This is a genomic window from Affinundibacterium macrobrachii (genome assembly GCF_014652415.1).
Classification (GTDB): domain Bacteria; phylum Pseudomonadota; class Gammaproteobacteria; order Burkholderiales; family Burkholderiaceae_D; genus Undibacterium; species Undibacterium macrobrachii.
The window spans coordinates 730045-755871 of sequence record NZ_BMYT01000002.1 but is presented as its reverse complement, the minus strand read 5'-3'; the positions used below and the strand labels follow the sequence as shown (position 1 = coordinate 755871).

General features: G+C 47.5%; 27 protein-coding genes. 5 read left to right on the top strand and 22 right to left on the bottom strand.

Features of this window, described 5'->3' with window-relative positions; translation table 11 throughout:
• Nucleotides 1-97: 97 nt before the first annotated feature.
• The 14 genes from IE103_RS08940 to IE103_RS08875 all read right to left on the bottom strand — a co-directional run bounded on the left by IE103_RS08940 (nucleotide 98) and on the right by IE103_RS08875 (nucleotide 13402).
• On the bottom strand, nucleotides 98-379 hold the full coding sequence (locus IE103_RS08940) for a DUF6881 domain-containing protein (protein ID WP_189345752.1): 282 nt from the start codon (nucleotides 377-379) through the stop codon (nucleotides 98-100).
• A 109-nt stretch (nucleotides 380-488) separates the two neighbouring features.
• On the bottom strand, nucleotides 489-1271 hold the full coding sequence (locus tag IE103_RS08935; protein WP_189345751.1) for an enoyl-CoA hydratase/isomerase family protein: 783 nt from the start codon (nucleotides 1269-1271) through the stop codon (nucleotides 489-491).
• A 134-nt stretch (nucleotides 1272-1405) separates the two neighbouring features.
• Nucleotides 1406-3028 carry a carboxyl transferase domain-containing protein gene (locus tag IE103_RS08930; RefSeq protein ID WP_189345750.1) on the bottom strand — a complete coding sequence of 541 codons (1623 nt, stop codon included), beginning with the start codon at nucleotides 3026-3028 and terminating at the stop codon, nucleotides 1406-1408.
• Nucleotides 3029-3299: 271 nt separating this feature from the next.
• Nucleotides 3300-3677, bottom strand: coding sequence for a YchJ family protein (locus IE103_RS08925; protein WP_229827184.1), 378 nt, complete (start codon nucleotides 3675-3677; stop codon nucleotides 3300-3302).
• Between the two features lie 407 nt (nucleotides 3678-4084).
• Nucleotides 4085-4588, bottom strand: a complete 504-nt coding sequence (locus IE103_RS08920) for a T6SS immunity protein Tdi1 domain-containing protein (protein WP_229827183.1) — start codon at nucleotides 4586-4588, stop codon at nucleotides 4085-4087.
• Entirely contained in the window at nucleotides 4540-4935 is a 396-nt protein-coding gene (locus tag IE103_RS08915; RefSeq protein WP_189345749.1) for a rhodanese-like domain-containing protein, read from the bottom strand. Before IE103_RS08915 ends, IE103_RS08920 begins: the two co-directional genes overlap by 49 nt.
• A 124-nt stretch (nucleotides 4936-5059) precedes the next feature.
• Nucleotides 5060-5665, bottom strand: coding sequence for a 2-hydroxychromene-2-carboxylate isomerase (locus IE103_RS08910; RefSeq protein WP_189345748.1), 606 nt, complete (start codon nucleotides 5663-5665; stop codon nucleotides 5060-5062).
• Nucleotides 5666-5742: 77 nt separating this feature from the next.
• Nucleotides 5743-6066 (bottom strand): hypothetical protein, encoded by a 324-nt coding sequence (locus IE103_RS08905; RefSeq protein WP_189345747.1) that lies wholly within the window; start codon nucleotides 6064-6066, stop codon nucleotides 5743-5745.
• Between the two features lie 30 nt (nucleotides 6067-6096).
• A complete protein-coding gene (locus IE103_RS08900) occupies nucleotides 6097-7230 on the bottom strand; it encodes an acyl-CoA dehydrogenase family protein (protein WP_189345746.1) in 1134 nt (377 codons plus the stop codon).
• 30 nt (nucleotides 7231-7260) lie between these two features.
• On the bottom strand, nucleotides 7261-7929 hold the full coding sequence (locus IE103_RS08895; RefSeq protein ID WP_189345745.1) for an SDR family oxidoreductase: 669 nt from the start codon (nucleotides 7927-7929) through the stop codon (nucleotides 7261-7263).
• Between the two features lie 194 nt (nucleotides 7930-8123).
• Nucleotides 8124-9305 (bottom strand): acetyl-CoA C-acetyltransferase, encoded by a 1182-nt coding sequence (locus IE103_RS08890; RefSeq protein WP_189345744.1) that lies wholly within the window; start codon nucleotides 9303-9305, stop codon nucleotides 8124-8126.
• 291 nt (nucleotides 9306-9596) lie between these two features.
• Entirely contained in the window at nucleotides 9597-11363 is a 1767-nt protein-coding gene (gene aceK, locus IE103_RS08885) for a bifunctional isocitrate dehydrogenase kinase/phosphatase (protein WP_189345743.1), read from the bottom strand.
• Nucleotides 11364-11569: 206 nt separating this feature from the next.
• Nucleotides 11570-12754, bottom strand: a complete 1185-nt coding sequence (locus IE103_RS08880) for an isovaleryl-CoA dehydrogenase (RefSeq protein WP_189345742.1) — start codon at nucleotides 12752-12754, stop codon at nucleotides 11570-11572.
• A 246-nt stretch (nucleotides 12755-13000) separates the two neighbouring features.
• Nucleotides 13001-13402, bottom strand: coding sequence for a MerR family transcriptional regulator (locus IE103_RS08875; RefSeq protein WP_189345741.1), 402 nt, complete (start codon nucleotides 13400-13402; stop codon nucleotides 13001-13003).
• A 211-nt stretch (nucleotides 13403-13613) separates the two neighbouring features.
• Here IE103_RS08875 and IE103_RS08870 point away from each other — a divergent pair, with 211 nt between their 5' ends.
• Nucleotides 13614-14687 (top strand): MBL fold metallo-hydrolase, encoded by a 1074-nt coding sequence (locus IE103_RS08870; protein WP_189345740.1) that lies wholly within the window; start codon nucleotides 13614-13616, stop codon nucleotides 14685-14687.
• Nucleotides 14688-14700: 13 nt separating this feature from the next.
• Nucleotides 14701-15600, top strand: coding sequence for a DMT family transporter (locus IE103_RS08865; RefSeq protein WP_189345739.1), 900 nt, complete (start codon nucleotides 14701-14703; stop codon nucleotides 15598-15600).
• Between the two features lie 12 nt (nucleotides 15601-15612).
• On the opposite strand, the gene IE103_RS08860 is transcribed toward IE103_RS08865, so the two are convergent.
• On the bottom strand, nucleotides 15613-15876 hold the full coding sequence (locus tag IE103_RS08860; RefSeq protein ID WP_189345738.1) for a hypothetical protein: 264 nt from the start codon (nucleotides 15874-15876) through the stop codon (nucleotides 15613-15615).
• 172 nt (nucleotides 15877-16048) lie between these two features.
• The gene (locus IE103_RS08855; protein ID WP_189345737.1) at nucleotides 16049-16870 is read right to left on the bottom strand and encodes a hypothetical protein; all 822 of its coding nucleotides are present in this window, start codon (nucleotides 16868-16870) and stop codon (nucleotides 16049-16051) included.
• Nucleotides 16871-17212: 342 nt separating this feature from the next.
• Between IE103_RS08855 and IE103_RS08850 the strand changes: the two genes are divergently transcribed.
• The gene (locus tag IE103_RS08850) at nucleotides 17213-17956 is read left to right on the top strand and encodes a helix-turn-helix domain-containing protein (protein ID WP_189345736.1); all 744 of its coding nucleotides are present in this window, start codon (nucleotides 17213-17215) and stop codon (nucleotides 17954-17956) included.
• 20 nt (nucleotides 17957-17976) lie between these two features.
• On the opposite strand, the gene IE103_RS08845 is transcribed toward IE103_RS08850, so the two are convergent.
• Together IE103_RS08845 and IE103_RS08840 are read right to left on the bottom strand one after the other, a co-directional pair.
• Nucleotides 17977-19188 carry an exonuclease/endonuclease/phosphatase family protein gene (locus tag IE103_RS08845; protein WP_189345735.1) on the bottom strand — a complete coding sequence of 404 codons (1212 nt, stop codon included), beginning with the start codon at nucleotides 19186-19188 and terminating at the stop codon, nucleotides 17977-17979.
• A 115-nt stretch (nucleotides 19189-19303) separates the two neighbouring features.
• On the bottom strand, nucleotides 19304-19786 hold the full coding sequence (locus IE103_RS08840) for an FKBP-type peptidyl-prolyl cis-trans isomerase (protein WP_189345734.1): 483 nt from the start codon (nucleotides 19784-19786) through the stop codon (nucleotides 19304-19306).
• 384 nt (nucleotides 19787-20170) lie between these two features.
• Between IE103_RS08840 and IE103_RS08835 the strand changes: the two genes are divergently transcribed.
• The gene (locus tag IE103_RS08835) at nucleotides 20171-20464 is read left to right on the top strand and encodes a hypothetical protein (protein ID WP_189345733.1); all 294 of its coding nucleotides are present in this window, start codon (nucleotides 20171-20173) and stop codon (nucleotides 20462-20464) included.
• A gap of 99 nt (nucleotides 20465-20563) precedes the next feature.
• Here the strand turns inward: IE103_RS08835 and IE103_RS08830 are convergent, their stop codons facing one another.
• Both IE103_RS08830 and IE103_RS08825 read right to left on the bottom strand, forming a co-directional pair.
• The gene (locus tag IE103_RS08830; RefSeq protein ID WP_189345732.1) at nucleotides 20564-21058 is read right to left on the bottom strand and encodes a nuclear transport factor 2 family protein; all 495 of its coding nucleotides are present in this window, start codon (nucleotides 21056-21058) and stop codon (nucleotides 20564-20566) included.
• Between the two features lie 75 nt (nucleotides 21059-21133).
• Nucleotides 21134-21343 (bottom strand): hypothetical protein, encoded by a 210-nt coding sequence (locus tag IE103_RS08825; protein WP_189345731.1) that lies wholly within the window; start codon nucleotides 21341-21343, stop codon nucleotides 21134-21136.
• Nucleotides 21344-21435: 92 nt separating this feature from the next.
• On the opposite strand from IE103_RS08825, the gene IE103_RS08820 reads away from it, so the two are divergent.
• Nucleotides 21436-22008, top strand: coding sequence for a dienelactone hydrolase family protein (locus IE103_RS08820; RefSeq protein WP_189345730.1), 573 nt, complete (start codon nucleotides 21436-21438; stop codon nucleotides 22006-22008).
• A 69-nt stretch (nucleotides 22009-22077) separates the two neighbouring features.
• Here IE103_RS08820 and pbpC read toward each other — a convergent pair whose 3' ends face one another.
• Both pbpC and IE103_RS08810 read right to left on the bottom strand, forming a co-directional pair.
• Nucleotides 22078-24420, bottom strand: coding sequence for a penicillin-binding protein 1C (gene pbpC, locus IE103_RS08815; protein ID WP_189345804.1), 2343 nt, complete (start codon nucleotides 24418-24420; stop codon nucleotides 22078-22080).
• A gap of 164 nt (nucleotides 24421-24584) precedes the next feature.
• Nucleotides 24585-25490 carry a LysR family transcriptional regulator gene (locus tag IE103_RS08810; protein WP_189345729.1) on the bottom strand — a complete coding sequence of 302 codons (906 nt, stop codon included), beginning with the start codon at nucleotides 25488-25490 and terminating at the stop codon, nucleotides 24585-24587.
• Nucleotides 25491-25827 lie beyond the last annotated feature (337 nt).

Below are 25827 nucleotides of genomic sequence, written 5' to 3'. Positions count from 1 at the left end.
ACCGGACTTAATCCAGCATCTATGTTCTACGTTTTTTGTAGGGCACTCGGAACTTGCGCGGTAGTTCGACCGTTATCCGGCGCGGGTTGCACCCGCCCTACAAATTCTCGAACCTCTTTAACCACTCTGATTCGAATTCAGAACGGACTAATTCTTTTACATTAAATTGACTATCCGACGCAATCACTTCAATTCCGGGCCAAGGTTTTTCTCCTAACATGGTTTCACCTACATCTTCAATATTTTCAGCAAAACCTTTATGCCCATCTCGAAACAACTCTATCTTGCGTACTTCCCAGCCTTCACCATCAATTTCAGCAATTATTGAGATTGGGTAGTCTTCGTCTTCGTGTATCCAATCAACTTGGAAATAACGCATAGATTCTCCAGTTATTACTATTGAGAGCGCGCAACCCGTCCCACGAACTTGTTTTTGGTTCCCTCTCCCGCTTGCGAGGGAAGGGGGTAAAACCCGCCATTATACGTGATCACACTAACCAACTCGGCTTGCGCTTCTCAAGAAAAGATCGCACACCTTCACGTCCTTCTTCAGAGGCGCGAATCACGGCAATTCCTTCCACCGTATTCGCAATCAACTCTGGCGTAATTTCACGCGCACCAACCTCGCGCACCAAGACTTTAGCTTGTGCAACTGCGTTCGGACTATTCGTCACCAGCGCTTTAACGATCTCTGCGACTTTAACGCTCAATGCATCAGCAGCGACCACTTCATGCACGAAGCCAATACGCAAAGCCTGCGCTGCGTCGAATCGCTCCGCCGTTAAAAAGTAGCGACGTGCGGCATTCTCACCCATGGCTTTAATCACGTAAGGTGAAATCGTGGCAGGAATTAAGCCCAGCTTGACCTCGCTCAAGCAGAACTGCGCGGTATCGACCGACACAATCACATCACAAGCCGCGACTAAGCCCATGCCACCCGCATAGCAATCGCCCTGCACTTGTGCCACCACGGGTTTAGTACAGGTATAAATCGCCGCCAACATCGCCGCTAATTGCCCAGCATCGGCAAGGTTCTCAGCATGCGTATAGTCAGCCATCTTTTTCATCCAATTGAGGTCGGCACCGGCGCAGAACGCAGGACCATTCGCCGCCAACACAATCGCGCGAATACTGCTATCGCCACTCAATTCATGAAACACCTGCGTAATCTCAGCAATCGTCGTCTCATTAAACGCATTGCGTACGTCAGGACGATTGAGAGTAACGATGGCAACTTTGTTGTCGCGCGTGAGGGTGAGGGTTTGGTACATGTTACATCCTTCATATTACGAAAAACCTCTCAACGCCGAGACGCAGAGGCGCTGAGAAAATCGAAAACAGAGAAAACCTCTCTTCTAAGGTTTTACTCTGCGTCTCAGCGCCTCGGCGTTGAGGGGTTTTAAAATTACATCCTAAATATGCCAAATTTAGCGTCTGGAATCGGCGCATTCAAAGCTGCGCTCAACCCCAGCCCCAACACCATACGCGTATCCGCTGGATCAATCACACCGTCATCCCACAAGCGCGCCGATGCATAGTAAGGATGGCCTTGGTGTTCGTATTGATCTTTGATCGGTTGTTTAAACGCTGCCTCTTCTTCAGCGCTCCAGCTACCACCTTTGGCTTCGATACCATCACGACGCACGGTTGCCAACACGCTCGCGGCTTGCTCGCCGCCCATCACAGAAATACGGGCATTCGGCCACATCCACATGAAGCGCGGTGAATAGGCACGACCACACATACCGTAGTTACCCGCACCGAAACTACCGCCAATAATCACCGTGAACTTGGGGACATTCGCCGTCGCCACCGCCGTCACCATCTTGGCACCGTTACGTGCGATACCTTCGTTTTCATATTTACGACCGACCATAAAGCCAGTGATGTTTTGCAAGAACACCAGCGGGATCTTACGTTGGCAGCACAGCTCAATGAAATGCGCGCCCTTCAAAGCGGCTTCAGAAAACAAAATACCGTTGTTGGCGACGATACCAACCGGCATGCCGTGAATATGCGCAAAACCACAAACCAGCGTCGTGCCATAACGTGCTTTAAATTCATCGAAGTGGCTGCCATCAACGATGCGGGCGATCACTTCACGCACGTCGAAAGGCTTGCGCGTATCGACTGGAATCACGCCATACAATTCACTGGCCGGATATTTCGGTTCTTCGACTGGCTTCAACACCACCGTCTGTGGTTTGTGACGATTCAAATGTGAAACGATGCCGCGCGCCAAAGACAATGCATGCGTATCGTTTTGCGCCAGATGATCTGCCACGCCAGACAAACGCGTATGCACATCACCACCGCCCAGATCTTCCGCACTCACCACTTCACCAGTCGCGGCTTTCACCAAGGGCGGGCCCGCCAAGAAAATCGTGCCTTGATCTTTGACGATAATCGACTCATCACTCATCGCTGGCACGTAAGCGCCACCCGCAGTACAAGAGCCCATCACCACTGCGATTTGCGGAATGTCTTTGGCAGACATATTGGCTTGGTTGTAGAAAATACGGCCGAAGTGATCGCGATCTGGAAACACTTCATCTTGATTCGGCAAGTTCGCACCACCGCTATCGACGAGATAGATACAAGGCAAATTATTTTGCTCGGCGATCTCTTGTGCTCGCAAATGTTTTTTCACCGTCATCGGGAAATACGTGCCGCCTTTGACCGTCGCATCGTTACAGACGATCACACATTCTTGCCCAGCTACGCGACCAATACCCGTGATCACACCTGCGCTCGGTGCCGCATCCGCATCGTTCTTTTCTTTATACATATTGAACGCCGCTAACTGCGAGAATTCGAGAAATGGCGTGCCCGGATCGAGCAACATTTGCACGCGATCACGCGGTAGCAACTTACCGCGCGCCAAATGCTTTTCGCGCGCGGCTTCACCGCCCCCCAAAGATATCTGGGCGATTTTCGCTTTGAGATCATCGACGATCAACTGCATCGCCGCTGCATTGGCTTTGAAATCATCGGAACGAGGGTTCAATTTAGAATCTAATGTTGTCATAATTTTTTATCCGAAAAACTGCAAAAAATACTTAAAAGATTGAGGCGCAGAGCTTCTATTTTAGTGAAGGTCTCACAAGCATCTAGAATCTTCATCATTCCCGCGAAAGCGGGAATCCACGTGGATCTCATGCCCTTTATGCGAATGAACATGGATTCCCGCTTTCGCGGGAATGACGATCACAGGTATCGACTTCAACACTCGTGAGAAGGCCTCAATGCATTCTCAATTCCAAATTTCAGCGACTCTACGACTACGAACTTTCATTTCTTTATTCGTAAATTCCATCTACATAAAACCATTTGCCATCGTATTTCACGAAGCGACTCTTTTCGTGTAAGCGATGGGCTTTGCCACCAATTTTGTAACGCGCGACAAATTCCACCATCGCTTCTTTTTCTTGTGCTGTGTGCTTTTTTACTTCCAACCCTAACCACTTGGTTCCGCCACCATCGGTGATGCGTTCATGAGGGCAAGTTCTTTCGTCCCACGTCGCTCGCAAGTACGCCTCGTCGTTGAGCGTGTAGGCGGTGTAACGTGAGCGCATTAATGCTTCTGCAGTTGGCGCGACTTCTGCGCCGCTGATATAGCGATTGCAGCATTCATTGAATTCTTTGTTGGTGCCACAGGGGCAGATTGTTTTACTCACGCTTTACCTAATCTATTCTCACAATTTTTTAATACCGATAAGTTCCCTCCCTTTCAAGGGGAGGGTTAGGGTGGGGATGGGTTTCTTCTAAGCGTCCACGCTACATTCTCATTTGCAATGACCCATCGCAATTCCTATCTTTGGTACGACTCAACTTTAATTCAATCTCAACTTTTACAGGTCGGGTGTGGCCCGACAGCCAGTTACCTTTTTTGTTTCGCCAAAAAAGGTAACCCAAAAAAGGCGACCGCACTTCACAGCCCTTCGGGTTCCCAATGCTGCGACACAAAAAATGGGAAAGCGTTGAAACTCGCTTCGCTCAGACAACAACGCTTTCTTTTTCCATTTTCTGTGCCGCATCATTGGCTGTTCAGAAGCGGAAGTCTGCACGTGCCCACACGCTTACACTAATCACCTATCTTCAATTCAATCTGCGCACCATCAGGCAAATCATGAATCTGTCGCGCGATATCACCTGAAAATCGAATCTGCTCAATTTGATCGAGCACAGTAAAATTATTTTGTGCATATTCACCGCCCAAAATACTTGGAATCTTAAAATGATACTTTTTACCGTCTAATAGCGGGCCAAATTTCTCTTCCGCAGATGCGACCAGAGACTCCATATACCAGTCTTCGAGAAACGACTGGTCAACGGACAATTGATCGAACTGTTCTTTTGAATCAGCGACAATTTTGCAATAACAATCTTCCGGACACAGTCGCCAATACGTCCCCAAATCATCTTCGATGATTAAATTCCCAAATGGGTTTTCGCCAACTATGGATGCTGGACGAATACCAATCCAACCCCATGCGACTAAAATCTCTTGAATAAGCTGACTAGAACTATTCACCGATGTCAAACTTTCCTCTCTTTCACCGCCGTAGGCGCCCCTGCTGCTTTCCAAGCACCAAATCCACCGTCGATGTGCCCGACGTTTTCTAGGCCCATGTCTTGTACCGTCTTGGTCGTCAAGGCACTGCGCCAGCCGGCTGCGCAGAATAGGATGAATTCTTTTTGTTCGCCGAATACAGGTTTGAAATAAGGTGAATCTGGGTCAACCCAAAATTCGATCATGCCACGTGGTGCGTGAAAGGCTCCTGGGATGATGCCTTCGCGTTCTAGTTCACGAATGTCGCGGACGTCGATGAATTGCACTTGCGGATCGCCTAATTTGGCTTGCGCTTCTGCCACGCTATAGGTTTTGATCTGCGCGTTGGCTTCTTCCACTAATTGTTTGTAGCCTTTTTTCATGTCTCTTCCAATCTCGCTTTTACCGCATCTCTTCTCTCGTAGGGCGGGTGCAACCCGCGCCGCACATAGGTCGGTTAGCGTTGCACGACGTTATGGCGGCGCGGGTTGCACCCGCCCTACAACATCAAAACCCGCCTGTAGCCAACCATTTTTCTAATTGCGGCAACCTATCATTCCCCCAGAATGGCTCGCCATCTACGATCACCCATGGTGCGCCGAACACGCCTTTGCTGACGGCCTCTTCGCAGGCTGCTGCCAACTGGGCTTTATAGCCTTCATCTTTGCAGGCGGCCGCAGCGGCTGCGCCGTCTAAGCCCATGCCACTAACAAATTCCGCCAACCATGCGATGTCATTCAAACCCGCTGGGCCAGAGAAATATGCCTCGGTCACACCACGCGTAAATTCACCCACACGTCGTGGAGCAACTTCTTTCATCCATAAACAAATTCGTGCGGTGTTTTGCGTATTAATCGGAAATGGTTTCGGCAAAATAAATGGAAAACCTGCGAAACGAGCTGAGCGCTCCATATCATGCTGGTGATAATTCGCCATAATAGGCGGGCGCATTGTTAGTGGGCTTGAATTGGTCGTCTTAAACACTACGCCCAACAACATCGGTTTCCAATCAATGCTATAGCCGTACTTAACCGCCAAGTCCTCGATCACTTGTGTGGTCAAGTAGGCGTAAGGTGAGACGTAGTCAAACCAGTATTCGATGCGTTTGTTCATTTTTTCAGATCTTTCTTTACTGTCGAAGCGGCAAAGTCACTTCTGTCAATACCGTTTATGAATTAAAAAATAAAACGTTAATACAGACCTACTCGTTTAAGAAGTTCGTTAACATCTACAAGAGCTTCTTCTGCAAAAACTTTTTCCCAAGATGGTGTTGGGCAATCGGGTTCTTGTACCGCAATATAAAGTCTATTACCTTCGGCAATCCATTGCACCTTAAAACCTTCGGCTAAACACCCTACGATTTGAGACTCTACATCTGACATAGATACGTCGATTGCATTTGGCTGACCAACTCCACTATAGTGAACGAGCCGACAAGAATCTAATTGCGCACACTTAAAGTAGGTTGCGAATTCCAATAATGCTTTCTCAAGCTCAGCGTTTTTACTTGTCATGACGTATAAATAGTTTTCGATGCGTCAAATTTAATCCATCAACCCACGGCCAATCAAAATCTTCTGTATATCCGAACTACCTTCATAGATTTGACATACACGGACATCGCGATAAATACGTTCGACGGGGAAGTCGCTGACATAGCCATAGCCGCCGTGAATTTGAATCGCATCGGAACACACTTTTTCTGCCATTTCAGATGCAAATAATTTCGCCATCGCCGCTTCTTTTAAGCATGGTTTACCTGCATCTTTCATGCTTGCTGCATGCCAAATCAATTGGCGTGCGGCTTCGATTTGTGTCGCCATATCCGCCAAGCGGAATTGCACAGCTTGATGTTCAAAAATAGCCTTGCCAAATGTGCGCCTATCTTTGGCGTAGGCTAAGGCTGCTTCGAACGCTGCGCGTGCCATACCTACTGATTGCGAAGCGATACCGATGCGACCGCCTTCCAAACCGGACAAAGCGATCTTGTAGCCCATACCTTCTTCACCGATTAAATTGGCTGCAGGGATGTGGCAATTTTCGAACAAGATTTGTGCGGTGTCGGAGGAGTGTTGTCCCATTTTGTGCTCGAGGCTGGCCACGATATAACCTGGCGTTTTCGTATCGACCCAGAATGCGCTAATTCCTTTTTTGCCTGCGGCTTTATCAGTCACTGCCATCACGATTGCAACATCGGCGTGCTTGCCGCTGGTGATGAATTGCTTTACGCCGTTCAACACGTATTCGTCGCCTTCACGCTTTGCGGTAGTACGTAAATCAGAAGCGTCACTACCTGCATGCGGTTCAGTCAAACAAAACGCGCCGAGTTTTTCGCCGCTGGCGAGAGGACGTAACCATTGTTCTTTTTGCTCTGCGTTGGCATACATCATGCCGATGCTGCAGACCGGGCAATTATTCACGGATACGACAGTAGAAGTACCGCCATCACCAGCAGCGATTTCTTCCAGCACCAGTGCCAAAGACAAATAGTCCATCCCTGCACCACCAAATTCTTCGGGCACGGCAACACCATAGGCACCCATGGCCGCGAGTTCTTTTAATTCCTCAGCAGGGAAATGGTGTTCTTTATCCCAGCGTGCAGCATTTGGCGTGATGCGTTCTTGTACAAAACTACGCACGGCGTCGCGGATCATTTCGTGTTCTGATGTTAGTTGCATGTGTTACTCGATTCTAAAATTTTAAAAAACCTACCAAGCCAACGGCGATCCGTCATAATTCAAAAACTGCCCATTCCGCACACGACTACTTTTCGCAATCACTTCGCGCATGCCAGCGACGCTGACATCAACGCTAATCTCTGCACCTGCGCCGCCCATGTCGGTTTGCACCCAACCTGGATGAAACGCGATGCACGTGGCTTTTTGCGTGCTGAGCGATGCATCTTTCAAGACCGAATTCAAGGCTGCTTTGCTGGCGCGATACAACCATGCCACATTGTTTTCGCGTAGAGCGATGGAGCCCATGCGTGAAGACAAGACGGCTAACTTGCCACTCGCGTTTTCGACCATGGGCAAAACTAAAGGCAATATGCGCATTGCGGCTAACACATTGGTGTGCATGACTTGATCAAACTCTTCTTGCTGCGGCGATTGCAAACCATTCGTTCTGGTACCAAACACACCCGCATTCAAAATAGCGACATCGATTTTTTCATCGTCGAGACGCCAAGCCAATCCTGCGCAATCATTCAAATTGTTCACGTCTAATGGCAGTGCTTCACAGCCGTGTGCTGCCAATTGCGCGAGGTCGTCGGTCTTGCGTGCAGTGGCGATTACACGCCAACCGGCTGCTTTGTATTGCCGCGCGAATTCGTGACCTATGCCGCGTGAGGCTCCGATGATTAAGGCTGTTGGCATTGCTTTTACTCCGTTCTAATACGGTAAAAAATTCTTTGTCGCTCCTGCGAAGGCAGGAGCCCAGCGTCTTTCCTTACTCAAGCAACGCCACTGGATTCCTGCCTACGCAGGAATGACGGGCTACTTGGCATTACCGCTTCTGAACCGCCCTCACCCTAGCCCTCTCCCGCTTGCGGGAGAGGGGACTTTCTCAATTACACCAACTCAATCGCCATCGCTGTCGCTTCACCGCCACCGATACACAAAGACGCCACACCGCGCTTACCGCCGCGTGCTTTCAAGGCACCGATCAAAGTTACGATGATACGAGCACCCGATGCGCCGATTGGATGACCGAGTGCACAAGCGCCACCGTGCACGTTCATCTTGTCATGTGGAATACCGAGATCATGCATCGCCGCCATAGGCACTGCGGCAAACGCTTCGTTAACTTCAAACAGATCGACATCCGCTGTCGTCCAACCTACTTTTTTGTAGAGCTTTTCAATCGAGCCAACAGGCGCAGTCGTGAACCAGCCTGGTTCTTGTGCATGCGTTGCGTGACCCAAGATTTTAGCGATAGCCGTTAAGCCCAATTCTTTCGCTTTGGATTCGCGCATCAAGACTAAGGCTGCTGCTCCATCGTTGATGGAAGACGAAGATGCTGCTGTGATGGTGCCGTCTTTTTTGAAGGCTGGCTTCAAGTTTGGAATCTTGTCGAGCTTGGCTTTCAATGGGCCTTCGTCTTTATCGATGACCACATCGCCGCCACGACCAGAGACTGTCACTGGTGTGATTTCCCAAGCAAAAGCACCGCTGGAAGCAGCTGCTTGTGCACGTGTCACAGAAGCGATAGCAAACGCATCTTGCGCTTCACGTGTGAAGCCATATTTGGAAGAACAATCTTCCGCGAATGTGCCCATGCTACGACCTTTGTCATACGCGTCTTCCAAACCGTCGAGCATCATGTGATCCATAATCGTGCCGTGACCGATACGATAGCCGCCACGTGCTTTAGGAATGATGTACGGCGCATTGGTCATGGATTCCATACCGCCAGATACGAGCACCTCGTTACTACCAGCGAGCAGGGCATCGTAAGCCATCATCGTCGCTTTCATCGCTGAGCCACACATCTTAGACAAAGTGACTGCACCAGTGGAAAACGGCAAACCCGCTGCCAACAAAGCTTGGCGCGCTGGAGCTTGGCCTTGACCTGCCATCAAGCAGTTACCGAACAAGACTTCTTCGATCAATTCTGGTTTAACACCAGCACGTTCAACTGCCGCCTTAATCGCCACAGCACCGAGTTGGCTCGCTGTCAAAGAAGCGAAATCACTTTGAAACGCACCCATAGGTGTACGAGCGGCGCCGACGATTACGATAGGATCATTCATGGTTTTCTCCAAAATTATTGATAAGAACTTTTACACTTCTCCTTCCCATTCAAGGGGAAGGTCGGGATGGGGATGGGTTTCCATCGACGAATTGTCGATATCCGTTACACAAACGAAACCCATCCCCACCCTAACCCGCCCCTTGAAGGGGCGGGGACTTAATACTCAAACAACTTCCTACTAAATTTTCTGCTTCAAGAGGCTGACGCAATCGCATCCCAGCTAGGCGTGTCGTCGAAGACAGTGAGCATGCACGGCAAGGCGACACAACAACGCTGGGGCGCGATTGCGTCAGCCGCCCCTAAATCGAATGGATTGAGGGTATGGAAAAACATCATCCACCTTACCCTTCACAATTCTGTCTTTACGCTCTTGCCAATACTGTGCAGTTAGCAAGTCGGCGTGGTGCTTCATAAAATACTGTTTAACCTTGGCATTACCCAGCAAGAAGGTGCCGAACTGTTCTGGGAACACATCATTCTTCGCAATGGGATACCAAGGCTCTGCCGACATTTCATCTTCTTCATTGCGTGGCTGTGGAATGTTCCTGAAATTGCAGTCAACGATGGTTTCAATCTCATCGTAGTCATAGAACACCACCCGCTTATGGCGCGTCACACCGAAATTCTTGTACAACATATCGCCAGGGAAAATATTTGCCCCGACTAATTCTTTGATCGCGTTGCCGTACTCGACAATTGCATGTTCCATCGCTGCGTCATCGCCTTTTTGCTCAGCCTCTGTCAGCCAAATATTCAGAGGTGTCATGCGGCGTTCGATGTACAAATGTTTGATGATCACTTCATCATCACTCACTTCTAAAATCGAAGGCGCATAGCGACGAATTTCTGCCAATAGGTCTTCGGAAAAACGTGCGCGCGGAAATGCCACATCGGAATACTCTAAGGTATCTGCCAAACGCCCGACGCGATCATGGTTCTTAACCAGTTGATACTTTTCTTTAATCAGCGCTTTGGTTGTTTCTTTTGGCGGTGGGAAGCTATCTTTGATGAGTTTGAAAACGTAGGGAAAAGATGGCAAAGCAAATACCAACATCACCAAACCGCGAATACCGGGCGCGGCTTCTATCATGTCTGAGGAATACTTGAGGTGATGCAGGAAGTCACGGTAAAACAAATTCTTGCCATGCTTTTGCAAACCCAACATCGTATAAATTTCACTGCGCGGTTTGCGCGGCAAAATGCTGCGAATGAATTGTACGTAGGCCGACGGCACATCCATATCGACCATGAAGTAAGCGCGCGTGAACGAAAACAAGACGGTTATATGTATGTTTTCGAACAAGATCGTGTCGAGGATCAACTCCCTATTTTTATTGTGAATAATGGGAATCACAAACGGCATTTCTTGATTGCCGTTGATACTTTTGCCGATGATGTAGGCGGCTTTGTTGCGGAAGAACAGACTCGCTAAAACTTGAAACTGGTGATTCGGTTCGAAACGCATTTCACCAAATTGCTCGAGCAAACGCGCTTCTACTTTCGCCAAATCAGCATCGAGATGCGCGAATGGTGTTTGCAATTGGAAGTTAGTGACGATACGCTTTAAGCTAAAACTCAGGCCATCAGCTGCTGGGTAATAGACACGATAGGTCGCGGGCGTATCTTCGCGCTCGATATAGTCAGTTGCTGTCGCTGGTCGAACGAAAATGAAGTCGTTATGAAAGTAAGTGCGATGGAGAAGCTTGGTACAAACAGTATTGAAGAAAGTTTCAGCTAACTCAGGTCGCAAATGATCGATCAACAAACCCATGTAATGCAGTTTTACTTCGCGCCACACTTCATCGGTTAAATCGTCACTGTCGTACTCATCTTCCAGAATCTGTACACATTCTTTGGCGCGCTTATCGTAGTAAGCAATACGCTCACGCGCATCTTCTTGTGCGGCTTTCCAATCACCACGTTCAAATCGCTGCTTCGCCAACTGCGTCGTCGCGCGGAACAAACGGTAATGCTTATCAAAACCGTCGAGTATGGTCCTTGCAATGTCGAATGCAATTTGCGAAGACAACAATTTAGGAAAGGCGATTTGGGGCATCAGCGTCAACCGTTTCAAAACCTCTCAACACAAACTCGCAAGGACCCGAGTTCAACGATTTTCAGAATTGCGTACTACGAACCAATGACCGTTGAGAAATTCGATTATGGGGAGGCAGTTCAAGGCGCCGCCCGCAGCAATATGTCAATATTGCGAGGATCGGCAACGCCGAAATGCGCCCCAGAATCGGATTTATCAATGCGTCATCACAGAGTTTCGGCGAACAGCTCCCGTCCTATTAACATACGGCGGATTTCGCTCGTACCCGCACCAATCTCATACAACTTCGCATCACGCCACAAGCGACCCACTGGGTATTCGTTGATATAACCATTACCACCCAAAGTTTGGATCGCTTCGCCTGCCATCCATGTGGCTTTTTCAGCGGAATACAAAATCGCGCCAGCTGCATCTTTGCGCAAAGCACGTGTAGCTTCTGGTGTTTTCGCACGTACGCAAGCTTCACCGACTGCGTAAACGTATGCCTTACATGCCATCATGGTGGAGTACATATCAGCGATTTTGCCTTGCATCAGTTGGAATTCACCAATCGCTTGACCAAATTGTTTGCGTTCGTGGATATAAGGAACCACCACATCCATACACGCTTGCATAATGCCCAATGGGCCGCCAGACAAAACTGCACGTTCGAAGTCCAAGCCGGACATCAAAACGTTGACGCCTTTGCCAACGCCACCGAGTACGTTTTCCACTGGCACTTCGCAATCTTGGAAAACCAACTCGCCAGTGTGTGAACCACGCATACCGAGCTTATCGAGTTTTTGTGCAATGCTAAAACCTTTGTAACCTTTTTCGATGATGAAGGCTGTCATGCCACGTGGGCCGGCTTCCAGATCTGTCTTCGCATACACCACTAAAGTGTCTGCATCAGGACCATTGGTGATCCACATTTTGTTACCGTTCAAGACGTAACGATCGCCTTTCAGATCAGCGCGCAACTTCATACTAACAACATCGGAACCCGCGTTTGGCTCGGACATCGCCAAAGCGCCAACGTGTTCACCCGAGATCAACTTCGGCAAGTACTTCGCTTTTTGTTCGGCATTGCCGTTACGATTGATTTGGTTCACACACAAATTCGAGTGCGCACCGTAGGACAAACCAACAGAAGCAGAAGCGCGCGAAATTTCTTCCATGGCGATAATATGCGCGAGGTAACCCATATTTGCGCCGCCGTATTCCTCGGAAACTGTCATACCGAGCAAACCCATTTCACCCATTTTCTTCCACAGGTGCATAGGGAATTGATCTGTTTTATCCATTTCTGCTGCGAGCGGTGCAATTTCAGCCGCTGCAAATTGTTGAACTGCTTCGCGCAAAGCAGCAATGTCTTCGCCATGATCAAACGTTAAACCTGGTAAGTGCAACATAGTGTCCCCAATCTAGGTAGTAATGATATGACTTCAAGCTGCGGTAACTCGCTCACTCTACTAACAGTCCGTAGAAGCTAAGCTTGAGATTATATGCCCGCCTGAATGTCGAAAAATTTGGCAAAACAAATTAAAAGTTCATTTTGCGTCAGTCAAAAATGATACTTCTAATTGACGTTAACGTAAACGTCAATTAGAAGTATTTAGCCCTTGTTTTTGCAGATATTCACGAATGCTCACGAATATTCAGGAATTGATTTTTGCTTTATTAACAATTTCTAATAAACGCTGGCTTTCTTCTTCGTGCGCGGTGATTTCCCCTAGCATTACTTCGATGTCTTCACGTTGTTGCTCCAAAGAAGCACGATGTTTGGCCAAAACTTCTAAGAAACTCTTTAACTGAACTTCGGTATCTTTGGGCGAGTCATACATCGTCACCAGATGCTTGATTTCCGACAGGCTTAATCCCAAACGCTTGCCACGCAATGTTAATTTGAGGTGTGTGCGCTCACGTGCCGAGTACACACGATTGCGTCCACTAGGGCCTTCGCGGCTTGGACTAATCAAGCCCTGATCTTCATAAAAGCGAATTGCGCGTGGCGTAATATCAAACTCTTTTGCTAATTCGGTAATTGTATAAGTTGCCATTGCTGAATATTTTTTGTAAAGCCAAACAATAAAATTATCTTAAAAACACCCAAAAAATCTCGGTGAATGCTGGCAAAAAGCAAGATAAGCCCAACATCAATTGTGTTTTGAATTTAGAATCTTACCTGAAACGCAGTTAACGTAAACGTCAATTTAACGAATTGAGCTTCAACCCCGCAACGAACAGCTGTTGCATCACACACACAAAACTATGAACCATTTAGAACAAGAACTGCATTACCCAATGAATGACAAGTTCCCGGAAGCGGGACAAACCATAGAAATTGCCCCGGGAATTTTGTGGATAAGAATGGGATTGCCGTTCGCCCTGAATCACATCAATCTGTGGTTGATCGAAGATGACTATCAAACCGACCAAGGCAAAATTCGTGGTTGGACGATAGTCGATTGCGGTATCAATAGTGACGCGACCCGCGATGCTTGGGAAATTTTGTTTGCGTCCCATCTCAAAGGCTTGCCCGTTGTGCGCGTGATCGCCACCCACTGCCATCCCGATCATGTTGGCAGTGCTGATTGGTTGTGCACTTTATGGAATGCGCCGCTCTATATGAGCACAGGAGAATACGCATTTGCGCGCATGATGTCGGCAGGTCTGCCTGGCGTGGACGGCTCAGCGATGTTTCCACATTTCCGCAAACACGGTTTGGTCACTGCAGAGATGCAGGAAAAAATTCAAGAACGCAAAACCTATTACACGCGCTTAGTGCCGACCGTGCCAACGTCGTATCACCGTCTACAAGATGAACAAGAATTAATGATAGGCGAGCATGCTTGGCGCATAATCACAGGTTTTGGTCATTCACCTGAGCATGTTTCGTTGTATTGCGCAGATCTAAATTGCCTAATTTCTGGCGATATGGTGCTACCGCGTATTTCTACCAATGTCTCGGTATTTGCCGCTGAGCCAGAGGCCAATCCAGTTAAGCTGTACCTCGACTCCTTAACGAAATACGCGGATTTACCGGATGATGTGTTGGTATTGCCTTCGCATGGCAAACCATTCACCGGGATTCATACACGTATCCAGCAATTACGCGATCATCATGCGGAGCGCTTGCAAGAAGTATTAGATGCCTGTGTGACTCCGCTATCAGCCCACGACATTGTGCCCATCATGTTTAAACGAACACTAGATGCACATCAACTGACCTTTGCTCTTGGCGAAGCTTTAGCGCATTGCCATTATTTGTGGTTGGAAGGCAAATTGACTCGCCAGCTTGATAGCGATGAAGTGTATCGCTTTATTCGGTCTGCCAATATTTAATCAAGCATTTCACATGAACACCGTCCCCTTCTCGGTTTATCTGAAACTGATCTGTGTCGCCTTATTTTGGGGTGGCACTTTTATCGCAGGTCGCATAGTCTCTACTGAAATCCCACACATGATTGCGGCGGCTGGTCGTTTTTTAGTGGCTTGCATATTTTTACTATTGTTGGCTTGGCGAGTTGAAGGTGGCTTGCCTAAATTAAGCAGACAACAAAAACATGCTACCTTTGGGCTCGGTGCCACCGGAATATTCCTCTACAACATTTGCTTTCTAGCGGCTTTAGAGCGCATGCCCGCAGGACGTAGTGCTTTGTTTGTGTCACTGAGTCCCATCGTGACTGCACTGGCGATGGCTATCTTGTTTCGGGAGCGTTTGGGCTTCACAAAGTGGCTAGGAATCGCCATTGCTTTTGTCGGTGCGGCGGTTGTCATTACACGCGGTGATCTAATGAGCGTCGCCCATGATATTTCTCATTCTATGGGCAGCGGCGAACTGTTTATGTTAGCCGCAGTGGGTTCGTGGACCGCTTACACCATACTAGGAAAACATGCACTCAAAGGGCTATCGCCAATCGCAGCGACTACTTACGCCTCTTTGTGGGGCTTACTTTTGTTGAGCATGGGTGCGGTGAATCAATTACCGATGTTAGATACCACCAAATTAACTTGGCAAGTACTCAGCGCCATCGTATTTCTCGGTATTTTTGGTACCGTGATTGGCTTTGTTTGGTATTACGAAGGTGTGAAAACAATCGGTCCAGCACGCACTGCGGTTTTTAATAATCTGGTGCCAGTATTTGGCGTCAGTTTGAGCGCCCTGTTATTGAATGAATCAATTCTGATTTCGATGATTGTAGGCGGTGTATTAACGATAGCCGGCGTGTCCTTAACCAACCGGACGTCGCACTAAAACGTCTGTGATCTAAACAAACAAGTAAATACTCAAGGTAACAAGCGTTGCAGCAACCAGCAAGGATGGTAGGAAATAAGATTGCAGCGACTTAATGCGAGATCGTATCGGCAATTTAGTCGATGCACTTCCTTGAATTTCTGCCTGCACCTTTGCTGCACGCAGCACTTGTTGCCGAAGTTCCTCTTGCGTACTTAAACTATACATTGCAGAATATTTTGCACTTGCTTCTCGTGATGCATCTAACACAGGTGGCAGGACTCGATAATGGGACATAGAACCAATTCAAAAGGCCAGAGATGCGCCATTTGAACACGAAGCCCTCAGCAAGTTGCAGATTCAATTTAGCTATCTAAAAAGTACGATATATCGCTACGACAAGTAGCATTTTTTGCTACCTCATCGCGCAATACGACCATCCTCGGATTACGACACCTGCTAGCGAGGCTTAAAATTTCGCACGCAGCCAATTCCAACAAATTAATCCAGCAGCCGCACTTGCTAGCAAATGCTTTATCGTATGACCGCTAATAAACCCAGTAAGATACAAAATCTCGGCATCAAAGATTTCAGTCGCTTTTGCGCACACATATAAACACACAGCGCACAAAAAAACCCATCGCGTTCTACGAGCCGTTGGATAAAGATGCTGCCACACAGGAATCAACAAAATTGCCAAAAGCTGCAATCCCAGATACGGTCGTAAATCGCCAGTGTACTGCCACCACAACACAGAGAACATAGCAAACAACAGCATAATGAATACATGAGCAATCGCAAAAATCGGCGGGCGATTTTTTTGCGTCTCTAGTGTCTGCAGCACCTCTATCCGCACCGCTGCCATCAAACTGGCGCAAGCCAATGCAATCGGTAGACGATCCCAAAATAGACGACCATCATCGGGAGCCCAATGATAATAAGCAGAGCCAAAGCAAGTCATCAGAATTGACAATAAAAATATCAGATAGGCGAAGTCCTTCACTTGCCAACGATGAGTATGCGTCTTTGAATTTGCCGAAGTTTGACTTACATGTTGCACCTGCCGATTTGATTTTCGAAAGAGTACGTAGGTAGCAAGTAATCCCACTAGTCCCGTCAATCCAAATGCCATATTACTCAGCACATCCATCGTATTTGGAATCGCAAAATACCGCCGCGTGTCAGCAAATTGATGGTAATCCTCGTATTGCAAAATCACACCATGCATCAGCATAGCCAACACGCATATCGTCACTAAAATCGTTGGTAATATTCGCCACTGCTTATTCATCGCGCACCTGTACTCAGAAATGTTTAGAAGGAATAGAGATGCGCAGCATCGCAAGAACTGATCGAAATTCAAAACATCAATGACAAAGTGTAGTAATCACAAAAGATTCGTCGCAAATCACGCTACCCTGAGCGGATCGTGATTCAACATATTCAAGCGAGATACATCATGGTAAAGTAAGCCTCATTCAAATTCGGCACATTCCATCACAGGGTAATTGCAGCAATAAGGAATGCAGGAATAAATATAGCCATTTTTTAGAGATTTGATTGCCAGCTTTCTTCAGTATCTAATCGAAAAAACACAAACGCTATCTCGACTACGACTCCGTCTCAACACGCTATGACTGAAATTAAACAATTACTCAACACGATTAAGTATCAATTGAAGCAACAGGCCAAAACCTACCGTGATGTTGCCGAAGCCTTACAATTATCTGAAGCAAGTATCAAGCGCATGTTTAGTGAGAGTAGTGAGGCGCCAATCACACTCGATAGGATTGTCGAAATCAGTCACTTTTTGGGATTTAGTTTGGCTGAGCTAACCCAGGAGGCAAGTCTCAGTCACGAGAAATTAAGCACCTTAAGCACAGCCCAAGAAACTGAACTCGTGTCTGATAGCGTATTGCTGATGGTCGCTGTGTGCGCTGTCAATCATTGGAGTATGGCGGATATTCTCGCCACCTACCGCTTATCAGAAACCGAATGTCTGCGGCATCTACTCAAACTCGATCAATTGAAATTGATTAGTTTGCTGCCTGGCAATCGGATTCGCTTAAATATCAGCCGCGATTTTGATTGGATACCGGGTGGTCCGATTCGTGATTATTTCCGGCAACAAGGCATGCCAGATTTTCTCAACTCACGCTTTCATCATGAGATGGAAAACTTCACCTTCACACATGGCATGTTGACGGAGGCAGCGGCGAGTAAATTTCAAACCGAATTACGTCATCTAAAACGCAAATTTGCGGAATTACATGCCGAGAGCTTGCAATCGCCTTTGAAGAAACGACACGGCATTGGTGTATTGATGGCGATGCGACCATGGGAGCCGATCAGTTTTTCTAAGCTAAGAAAAAACTAATCGCCCCCCAATCAATCTACTTAGATTTTCATCTTCACGATGCGCGGGCAATGATCGCTGGAAATGATCTTCTGCCCTGCTTCTTGCACCACTGGTAATTTAATAGAATTGAATCCCAGCGTTTGCTTGGCATGTAATGCCGGACTAAACAAAATATGATCTAAGCCGACAAATCCTTTGCAAGCAGATCCTTCTGCCAACGGGATTTGTACTAAGCTCGGCGCACCGTCCGAAATCTCTTGCCACATCACGCGTGATGTCACTTCTCCGGTTGCGCCTGTACGATTTGGACTAGCAGGATCAGAACCATCAAGACGCACGTCTTTGGCAGGAATATTCGCTGCGGCTTCTTCGTCAATACGACGGTTAAAGTCGCCTAACACGATAAACATCGGCGTCTTTGCCGCAACCGTTTCTATCCAGTTTTCTAGTGGTGCGATTTGGCGATTTAATACTTTGCAGGCGGCATCGTTATCGGTTAATTCGCGTGCGGGATATCGATCCGTTTTTACTAAATTTGCGCATGAGGATTTCAAATGCACGTTTAAAAGACTCAGTGGTTTTCCTGCAATCGTTAAATTCAATTCCACACCAGGGCGCAAACGTCGAATCCCTTTTGCATCATCGGCTTTTTCTTTGATAGCCAAGGCATCTTCGTTTTTGCAAACGACAGGCTTTTTGCTTAAGGATTTTTTCCAAGCAAAACCGACCGTTTGAAATGCGTTGTGTTCCGCTACACATGAGTCAAAATCAGCCGCATGCTTGCCTAAAATATCTTGGATAGCAGCGCGATTGCTGACTTCTTGAAATGCAAAAATCGAGATCTTCTCGTCCACCACCAATTTATCGATAGTCGCAGCCAAGCCATTCACTTTTTGCGCATACCACTCATGCGCGTTTTGCCAATTATTACTGTTGAGACGATAAGCGTTACACGGTGCAACCAGCATACTCTTTTCAGCACCGCCAGCAGCCGTTTCAAAATTCGCCTGACATTGCTTGGCGCGCTCAATCTCTTCTGCTGTTGGTGCCTGCGCATCGCGCATGGTTCTGGCGCGGGTTTCACACCAATTCACTTGCGGCGCAGAACAAACTTCGAGATGTTTTTTGAAGTCGTCTTTGCTTCCCATCCACGCCAAATTAAACGATGCAATTCCCACTTCAGCAGCAAAAATTGCGGGTGCGCTAAAACTCAGCGCCAAGGCGATGGCTATCTTATTCATTTTTGACATATGAAACTTTCTATATAAGCTACATTCAATATTGCGTAAATCCTCATCAATTGCCACGATTCATCTGCACCGCACGATGCAATCTCAAACACTGCTTGGATACAAAATACCGCGCCTAGTTCACTGCGATCAATTGAATGTCGAACACCAAAGTCGCAGCAGGAGGAATCGGACCACGACCACGCGGACCATACGCAAGATCAGAAGGGATAATCAAATTGCGATGCCCTCCCACTTTCATTCCGAGCACGCCCTGATCCCAACCTTTAATAACTTGACCATCACCAAGTTGAAAACTAAAAGGCGTACCGCGTGTGACTGAGCTATCAAACTGCTGACCACGTTGCCCCGGCGCCTTTGCGTCATACAACCAACCAGTGTAATGCACGGTCACCTGCTTACCCGACTCAGCAGCAACACCGGTGCCAACAATCAAATCAGTACTCTGCATAGCAGCGACAGAATTTGCTGGATCAACCACTTCCGACGGACGATTGCATGCGCTTAAAATTAGAACTGAGCTTAGACCTAAGCTCAAACGTAGAATCAAACTCGAAGCGGAGATCTTGGAAATGAAACGAGAAAATTGAAAATACATAACTACCCGGATGATTTTTAGTAAAAACTACTACGCGCTGAAACGAGAGTCGCGATTATAGTTGTTTTCTTGGTCTCGAATTCAAACGTATAGATAAGATGGCGTATCAATTACCGAGCCGCTTTTTCATCTTCAGATTTGAAATTAGCAAGACTAGAACTAGTGATCTCCTCAGAGATGAAGCTCATCTAATCGAGTAATTTTAATTTTGATCAACGGCATCCTTGAGGCTTACGAACGGAAAGAAACAAATTGTTTTTATTTTAATTCTCGAGTATCTTTTCTATTTGTAAAATTAGATAGTGCTATGAGCTAGGGTTGAAGTCTGGACGTCCCTTCATTACCTCACGAAAAAATGCTTCACTTAACAAAGGAAAACAAAACATGAAAAGACGCTCAGTTTTTATATCAAAACTAATTCTCGCCAATTTTACTATTGGCATCGTAGTCGTCTTGGCAGCTAAGGATCTTGCGCCTAGCACTTCAATGTGGGTGAGCTTGACTTATGTTTTAGGCGGTACAGCAATCTTCTCTGTCGCTATTCTTTTGTCCATGTGGCTTAAATTTGTCGTCAATCAATTTCTACTCAATGCGGGCGCTATTGATACGCAATGGCTATGGTTTAAAAGCGATCCAGACGGGCTTAAGGCACAAAATAATCGAGGCACATCGCATTGAATTGAAGCGTGTATTCAATTTGTTAAGGCGCAGCCACTTGCGCCTTATTTTAATGCTGCGTTCGCCACGGTGCACTCACCATATCCGATTAAAGACACCCTATCGAATCCCCGTATACTGCGCCGAACAAACTTTCCATTCCGACTTCTCTTTACACAGCATGTAGCTTGCACGGATAGAGAATTGTCTGACTTGTTCTCCCGCCTGCATCTTGTAGCGCAATTTCACGATCATTAATTTGCTGTCACCAATCTCGCGTGCGATTGGTTCTAATACTTCAACTAGAGGCACTTGCTTTTTATTTTCTAACGCGTAAAAGCTCAACATCTTGGCACGTTCGTCCACTTCACCCGCTGGCGATACTTCAAGATATTGGGTATGCGTGATCGCCTCTAAAGTTTTTTGATCGAAATTGGCTTGTGCTTGCGCATGTCGCTGTATCAAGTTCAGGCTTTCGCTTGCGCTTATTCCATTTGCTGAGCCATTTGCTAGTCCATTCACGCCTGACTTTGGCGCAGTTGTCTGTGCTAATGCCGTTACCGGTACCAAACTGATCAAACATAGCGCTGCAATATAAAAGTCCACTTTCATCATTTGCCTACCTTCACCTATCTATTGAGTATTGGATATGGAATATTGAAAACTTTGCCAATTTCTAATCGTCAATATTTACACTGTCAAAGTCGGTATTACAACGCAAACTATCAAGCTCGGTGATGGACTTGTGACGAAATCCAATTTTTGATGGATGAACGGCAGTAACAAGATCGCTAATAAGCTGCCCCGCACGATACCAAGCGCGTTAATCAAACGGATTTCACGCCGAATCAACACCCAATTAAGCCAGCGGCATCGCTGTTTCGACGATTCAACTTGCATTCATGACGCCAACCCGATAAGCTTCGCGCTCTTTTTTCGCTTCGCTTATCAGATTGATAGCGTATGCGCAGCTTCAACCTTGCTTCAACACCATGACCGCTTCTGTTTTAATTGTTACTGACATTTTCGGTAACACCCCCGCCATCGCTAGCTTACAGCGCCATCTCGGATTACCTTGCCTGATCGTTTCACCATTTGAGGATGGTTTTTGCGTCGATAATGAACAACGCGCTTATCAAGCATTTTTAGCCCAAGGCGGTGTGCAAGCCTATGCGAATAAACTGAAACAGGCATTAATTGGACGAACGGGGATACAACATGTGATCGCCTTTAGCGCGGGTGCTAGTGCTTGGTGGCTGGCGGAAGCAGCGCAGGCAAAACAGTTAGAGAGCGTTACTTTATTTTATGGTTCGAGAATTCGTGATCATTTAGACATTCAAACGAATGCCAATGTGCACTTTGTTTTTGCGGAACATGAAAACGCCTTTAAACCTGCTCAGCTAGTCAAGCAATTACGCGAACATGGCTATCATGCCGAAATCGCCATCGGTAGTAAGCATGGCTTTATGAATCCCTACTCGGCAGGTTTCTCGTTAAAAACACAAACCCATTACCTCGTCGTACTCTCGGAGAAATTGGGAACGAGCATTCGCAAAGTCGCTTAGCAATTCCACGACCTTGCTGAATCTTTGCTGAATTTTTGCTTAGTCTTAGCTTAATGAATGCGCCACAACTTATTTTTTGTCGAGCGTAAATCGTACGCTATCAACATGGCCAAGTGAATCAATCACCGTGATGTGATGCGCGCCAGGGCTATCTATCGTAAAACTTTGACGTTTTTTCCCGTTCGCGTTTTCAGTTTGTTGGCCGTCTAATAACCAATAGTGTCGACCACTTCCACCAACCGCGTCTAGCGTAACTAATACGCTAGATTTTCCTGGTGTCGCACGCAAGCGGCTACCACTATTGAGTCCCATTAATTTGATACCACCGGCTACACCAGCTTGTAGGCAATCTGCAGACCAAGCGGAGACACCCAATTCTTGTTGTCGCTGTGGCGTCAGCCACGCTTCTAACAAAGCAGGCCAACGCGCCACCTCTTTTTGGCGTGCTTGCGCATCGCAAGCTGGCAAGGTGCGTAATTGCGTCTTGGGATCAATCCAAATCGTTTCAAGTAATCCGCGTGCACGCAAGCGATCTGGCAAAGTCGGCGGAATCGTATTTTTTAAAATCCAAGCACTACGTTTCACATGACAATGTTCTGGCGCTGTTTTATCAATTGCGGTTCCTAAGGGCCAGCAAATCTGAGCACTGCCGACCTCGACGGGTTGTGTGCGCAAATAATCGTGACTGCGTGGCAAAGCAAGCGCAATCTGTTGTAGTAAGGGCGCAGCGATATTCGCGCCAAAGAATCCGGGATTGGGCGTACCATCGGGGCGACCAACCCACACACCTAAGGTGTAAGAGCCACTAACACCAACTGCCCACGCATCACGGAAACCATAGCTAGTACCGGTTTTCCACGCCAAACGTGGGCTGCTTGGGCCATCCTCGACAAAGGGTTGGTCTGGATGTCCACCGGTTTCTAGAATATTGCGAATAATAAATGCCGCACCCGCGCTCATCATACGAGCCTCGCGTACAGGCGCATCGGGGGTAATACGCGGTGCGCCTGCCATACCCGCCATCGCCAATGAACGATATGCGCCTACCAATTCTTCTAAGCTGGTGCCAGCGCCACCTAAGATGACACTCAGATTGGGCGAGGCATCATTCGGCAAACGCAAACGTAACCCAGCACTCGACAATCGCGCAGTAAAGCGACTCGCGCCTATTCGATCAAGCAAATCCACTGCAGGCACATTCAAGGATTTTTGCAAGGCTTCTGACACACTCACGGGGCCAGAAAAACTAGCTTGAAAATTGCCCGGATCATAGCCACTAAAGGATTGCGGCGTGTCAGCCAATAAACTCTCGGAATGAACCAAACCATCATCTAAGGCCATTGCATATAGAAATGGTTTTAAGGTAGAGCCAGGTGATCGAATTCCTCGCACCATATCCACATGATTAAACCGACGCTCATCAGCGAAATCAGCGGAACCAGCGTAGCCTAACACTTCCATCGTTTTACTATCCATCACCATAGCAGCCATCGACACAAAGCGCGGTAGTTGATTCACTTTGTCTGCCAGCATACGTTCTAGCAAGGTTTGGACTTCCCTATCCAAAGTCGATTGCACGATAGTCTGAGCACCACTTGTAGTAGTGTTTTTTAATTTCTGACGCGTTACTGATTGCCGTAATCGTTCTGCCGCCAATGGCGCTAACCATGCTAAACGCGGCGGATTCGCTCCCACTTTTTCGATCAAAGCGTCATCGACTTCAGCTTGTGTCCAATGCCGCAATTGCGCCATCCGCTTTAATACTTTGTCGCGATATAACTGCGCTCGTGCTGGATGACGATCAGGCCGCAAACGCGATGGTGCTTGCGGTAACACGACTAGCAAAGCAGCTTCTGCTGCAGAGAGTTGATGCGCGCTCTTACCCAAATAACTGCGACTCGCCATCTCCACGCCTTCGACAATCCCCCCCATTGGGGCATGATTCAAATACAGCGTGAGAATTTCGCGTTTAGACAAGCGCATTTCTAATTGCAAAGCACGTGCAATCTGTTTGAGTTTGCCAGATAAGCTACGTGGCACCGGCTCCAAGGCACGCGCTACTTGCATACTTAAGGTAGATCCACCTGACACAATTTCACCGTGTCTTAGCCATTGCCAAGCAGCACGCGTCAGCGCTAAGGGATTTACTCCCGGATGCCAATAAAACCAGCGATCTTCATAGGTCAATAAGGCATCCAGATATTTGGCTGACACCTTGTCGGGCGTAACAGGAAAGCGCCACACGCCATCGGCATCGGGCCAAGCGCGTAAAGGGCTACCATCACGCGCCACCACAACCATGCCGGGTTCCTCACGCGGAATCGGCGGCGGGAAAATTTGATCCAACAGCAGTAAGGTCGACAAGACAAGCGCAAAACTCGCGCGCCAGGGATGAGAACGGCACCAACGCATCACTTGGAACAATCGCAGACAAGCAGTGGATAAAGAAAATGAAAACACGATGCAGCAAACTCCGTTTGGGGAGAGCGCATTGTAAGAGGAATAGCGGGCAAAGTGTTAGCGATGCCGCAACAAACTTTACTCAGCTAAGGTCAGCGTCGTTCGGCAAAACTAACTTATTCTGGAACGATAAATAAAGCGGGGTTTTTCTCCGCCACATCACGCAATAAATTCCAGACCACACGTACCCTTTGTAGACGATATAAATCGGTTGGGGCAACTAAGCAAAACGAACGCTCTGCATAAAAATTCTTTTCTAAAACACGCACCAAACGACCATCATCGGGCACCGCATACGGAGGCGCCACAATCAAACCTAAACCAAGCGCGGCGGCTTCGCATTGGGCTGCGAGACTGGTGCAGCACATACGACGATGTGGCGTAAAACCCAATTCGCCCATGTAATTCAAGCCACTACTGGCCAAGCGATCTTGCACATAATCGACGAAATCATGTTTGATTAAATCTGCATGCTCCTTGATTGGTGGATGCTTGGCTAAGTACGATGGCGCGCCATAAATGTACATGCGAAAACTAGCTAAGCGCGTCACCATATAACGGCCCGTGCTAGGCGGATCTAACATCACACCGAGATCGGCTTCGCGATTGGCTAAGTTGGCAAAACGCGGTAGCAATAATAAGTCCACACTTAAATCAGGATGCGCTTGCAATAAATCGACCAACGCTGGTGCGATCACGCGCGAGCCTAAAATCTCGGGCACGCCCAAACGTACAATTCCTCGCACAGAAATTTGTGCACCACTTAATTCATCTTGTGCTGCAGTGACCGCGCTTTCCATCGCTTCGGCGTGCGGCAACAAAGCGAGCCCCATTTCTGTCAATTGATAACCTTCGCGGCTACGATCAAACAAAGTTGCGCCTAGCTGTTCTTCCAATCGATCAATACGTCGGGCGACTGTCGTGTGTTCAACCGATAAGCGTCGCGAGGTGCCAGACAGCGTGCCAGAGCGCGCTAATTCAAGAAAAAAACGTAGATCGGTCCATTCGGGCAAAGTAGTCATAGCATTCCGTTTTTTCGTTGATGATCTGTGGCGTAATTTGTTAACTTATTTTTCGGTAGTCGCAGCAAAACATCACAATTTCAAGCATTTCACAAGCTGCTTCGTGTGCTCCAGATTGCCTGATTTCGCGACATCAATCACGCAAAGCGGAACACTGTCATGCGATTGTGCATCAAAGCACATAAGTTTAGCAATTAGCTTCTTTTCGGTTGAAAATACTCTTTTATCAAGAGAAAAATGCGCCGTCATAGCGCATTGATTAGTTTGTTGCGCACTTACCACGTGCGTGCACTGCACAATTTTGGTGCTTATTTCGTGCAAATTCGATCAAATATGA

Bases quoted from the DNA above. Each gene is read 5' to 3' on its own strand.
- IE103_RS08940 (WP_189345752.1), bottom strand. From the start codon at position 379: ATGCGTTATTTCCAAGTTGATTGGATACACGAAGACGAAGACTACCCA.
- IE103_RS08935 (WP_189345751.1), bottom strand. From the start codon at position 1,271: ATGTACCAAACCCTCACCCTCACGCGCGACAACAAAGTTGCCATCGTT.
- IE103_RS08930 (WP_189345750.1), bottom strand. From the start codon at position 3,028: ATGACAACATTAGATTCTAAATTGAACCCTCGTTCCGATGATTTCAAA.
- IE103_RS08915 (WP_189345749.1), bottom strand. From the start codon at position 4,935: ATGAAAAAAGGCTACAAACAATTAGTGGAAGAAGCCAACGCGCAGATC.
- IE103_RS08910 (WP_189345748.1), bottom strand. From the start codon at position 5,665: ATGAACAAACGCATCGAATACTGGTTTGACTACGTCTCACCTTACGCC.
- IE103_RS08905 (WP_189345747.1), bottom strand. From the start codon at position 6,066: ATGACAAGTAAAAACGCTGAGCTTGAGAAAGCATTATTGGAATTCGCA.
- IE103_RS08900 (WP_189345746.1), bottom strand. From the start codon at position 7,230: ATGCAACTAACATCAGAACACGAAATGATCCGCGACGCCGTGCGTAGT.
- IE103_RS08895 (WP_189345745.1), bottom strand. From the start codon at position 7,929: ATGCCAACAGCCTTAATCATCGGAGCCTCACGCGGCATAGGTCACGAA.
- IE103_RS08890 (WP_189345744.1), bottom strand. From the start codon at position 9,305: ATGAATGATCCTATCGTAATCGTCGGCGCCGCTCGTACACCTATGGGT.
- aceK (WP_189345743.1), bottom strand. From the start codon at position 11,363: ATGCCCCAAATCGCCTTTCCTAAATTGTTGTCTTCGCAAATTGCATTC.
- IE103_RS08880 (WP_189345742.1), bottom strand. From the start codon at position 12,754: ATGTTGCACTTACCAGGTTTAACGTTTGATCATGGCGAAGACATTGCT.
- IE103_RS08875 (WP_189345741.1), bottom strand. From the start codon at position 13,402: ATGGCAACTTATACAATTACCGAATTAGCAAAAGAGTTTGATATTACG.
- IE103_RS08870 (WP_189345740.1), top strand. From the start codon at position 13,614: ATGAACCATTTAGAACAAGAACTGCATTACCCAATGAATGACAAGTTC.
- IE103_RS08865 (WP_189345739.1), top strand. From the start codon at position 14,701: ATGAACACCGTCCCCTTCTCGGTTTATCTGAAACTGATCTGTGTCGCC.
- IE103_RS08860 (WP_189345738.1), bottom strand. From the start codon at position 15,876: ATGTCCCATTATCGAGTCCTGCCACCTGTGTTAGATGCATCACGAGAA.
- IE103_RS08855 (WP_189345737.1), bottom strand. From the start codon at position 16,870: ATGAATAAGCAGTGGCGAATATTACCAACGATTTTAGTGACGATATGC.
- IE103_RS08850 (WP_189345736.1), top strand. From the start codon at position 17,213: ATGACTGAAATTAAACAATTACTCAACACGATTAAGTATCAATTGAAG.
- IE103_RS08845 (WP_189345735.1), bottom strand. From the start codon at position 19,188: ATGTCAAAAATGAATAAGATAGCCATCGCCTTGGCGCTGAGTTTTAGC.
- IE103_RS08840 (WP_189345734.1), bottom strand. From the start codon at position 19,786: ATGTATTTTCAATTTTCTCGTTTCATTTCCAAGATCTCCGCTTCGAGT.
- IE103_RS08835 (WP_189345733.1), top strand. From the start codon at position 20,171: ATGAAAAGACGCTCAGTTTTTATATCAAAACTAATTCTCGCCAATTTT.
- IE103_RS08830 (WP_189345732.1), bottom strand. From the start codon at position 21,058: ATGATGAAAGTGGACTTTTATATTGCAGCGCTATGTTTGATCAGTTTG.
- IE103_RS08825 (WP_189345731.1), bottom strand. From the start codon at position 21,343: ATGCAAGTTGAATCGTCGAAACAGCGATGCCGCTGGCTTAATTGGGTG.
- IE103_RS08820 (WP_189345730.1), top strand. From the start codon at position 21,436: ATGACCGCTTCTGTTTTAATTGTTACTGACATTTTCGGTAACACCCCC.
- pbpC (WP_189345804.1), bottom strand. From the start codon at position 24,420: ATGCGTTGGTGCCGTTCTCATCCCTGGCGCGCGAGTTTTGCGCTTGTC.
- IE103_RS08810 (WP_189345729.1), bottom strand. From the start codon at position 25,490: ATGACTACTTTGCCCGAATGGACCGATCTACGTTTTTTTCTTGAATTA.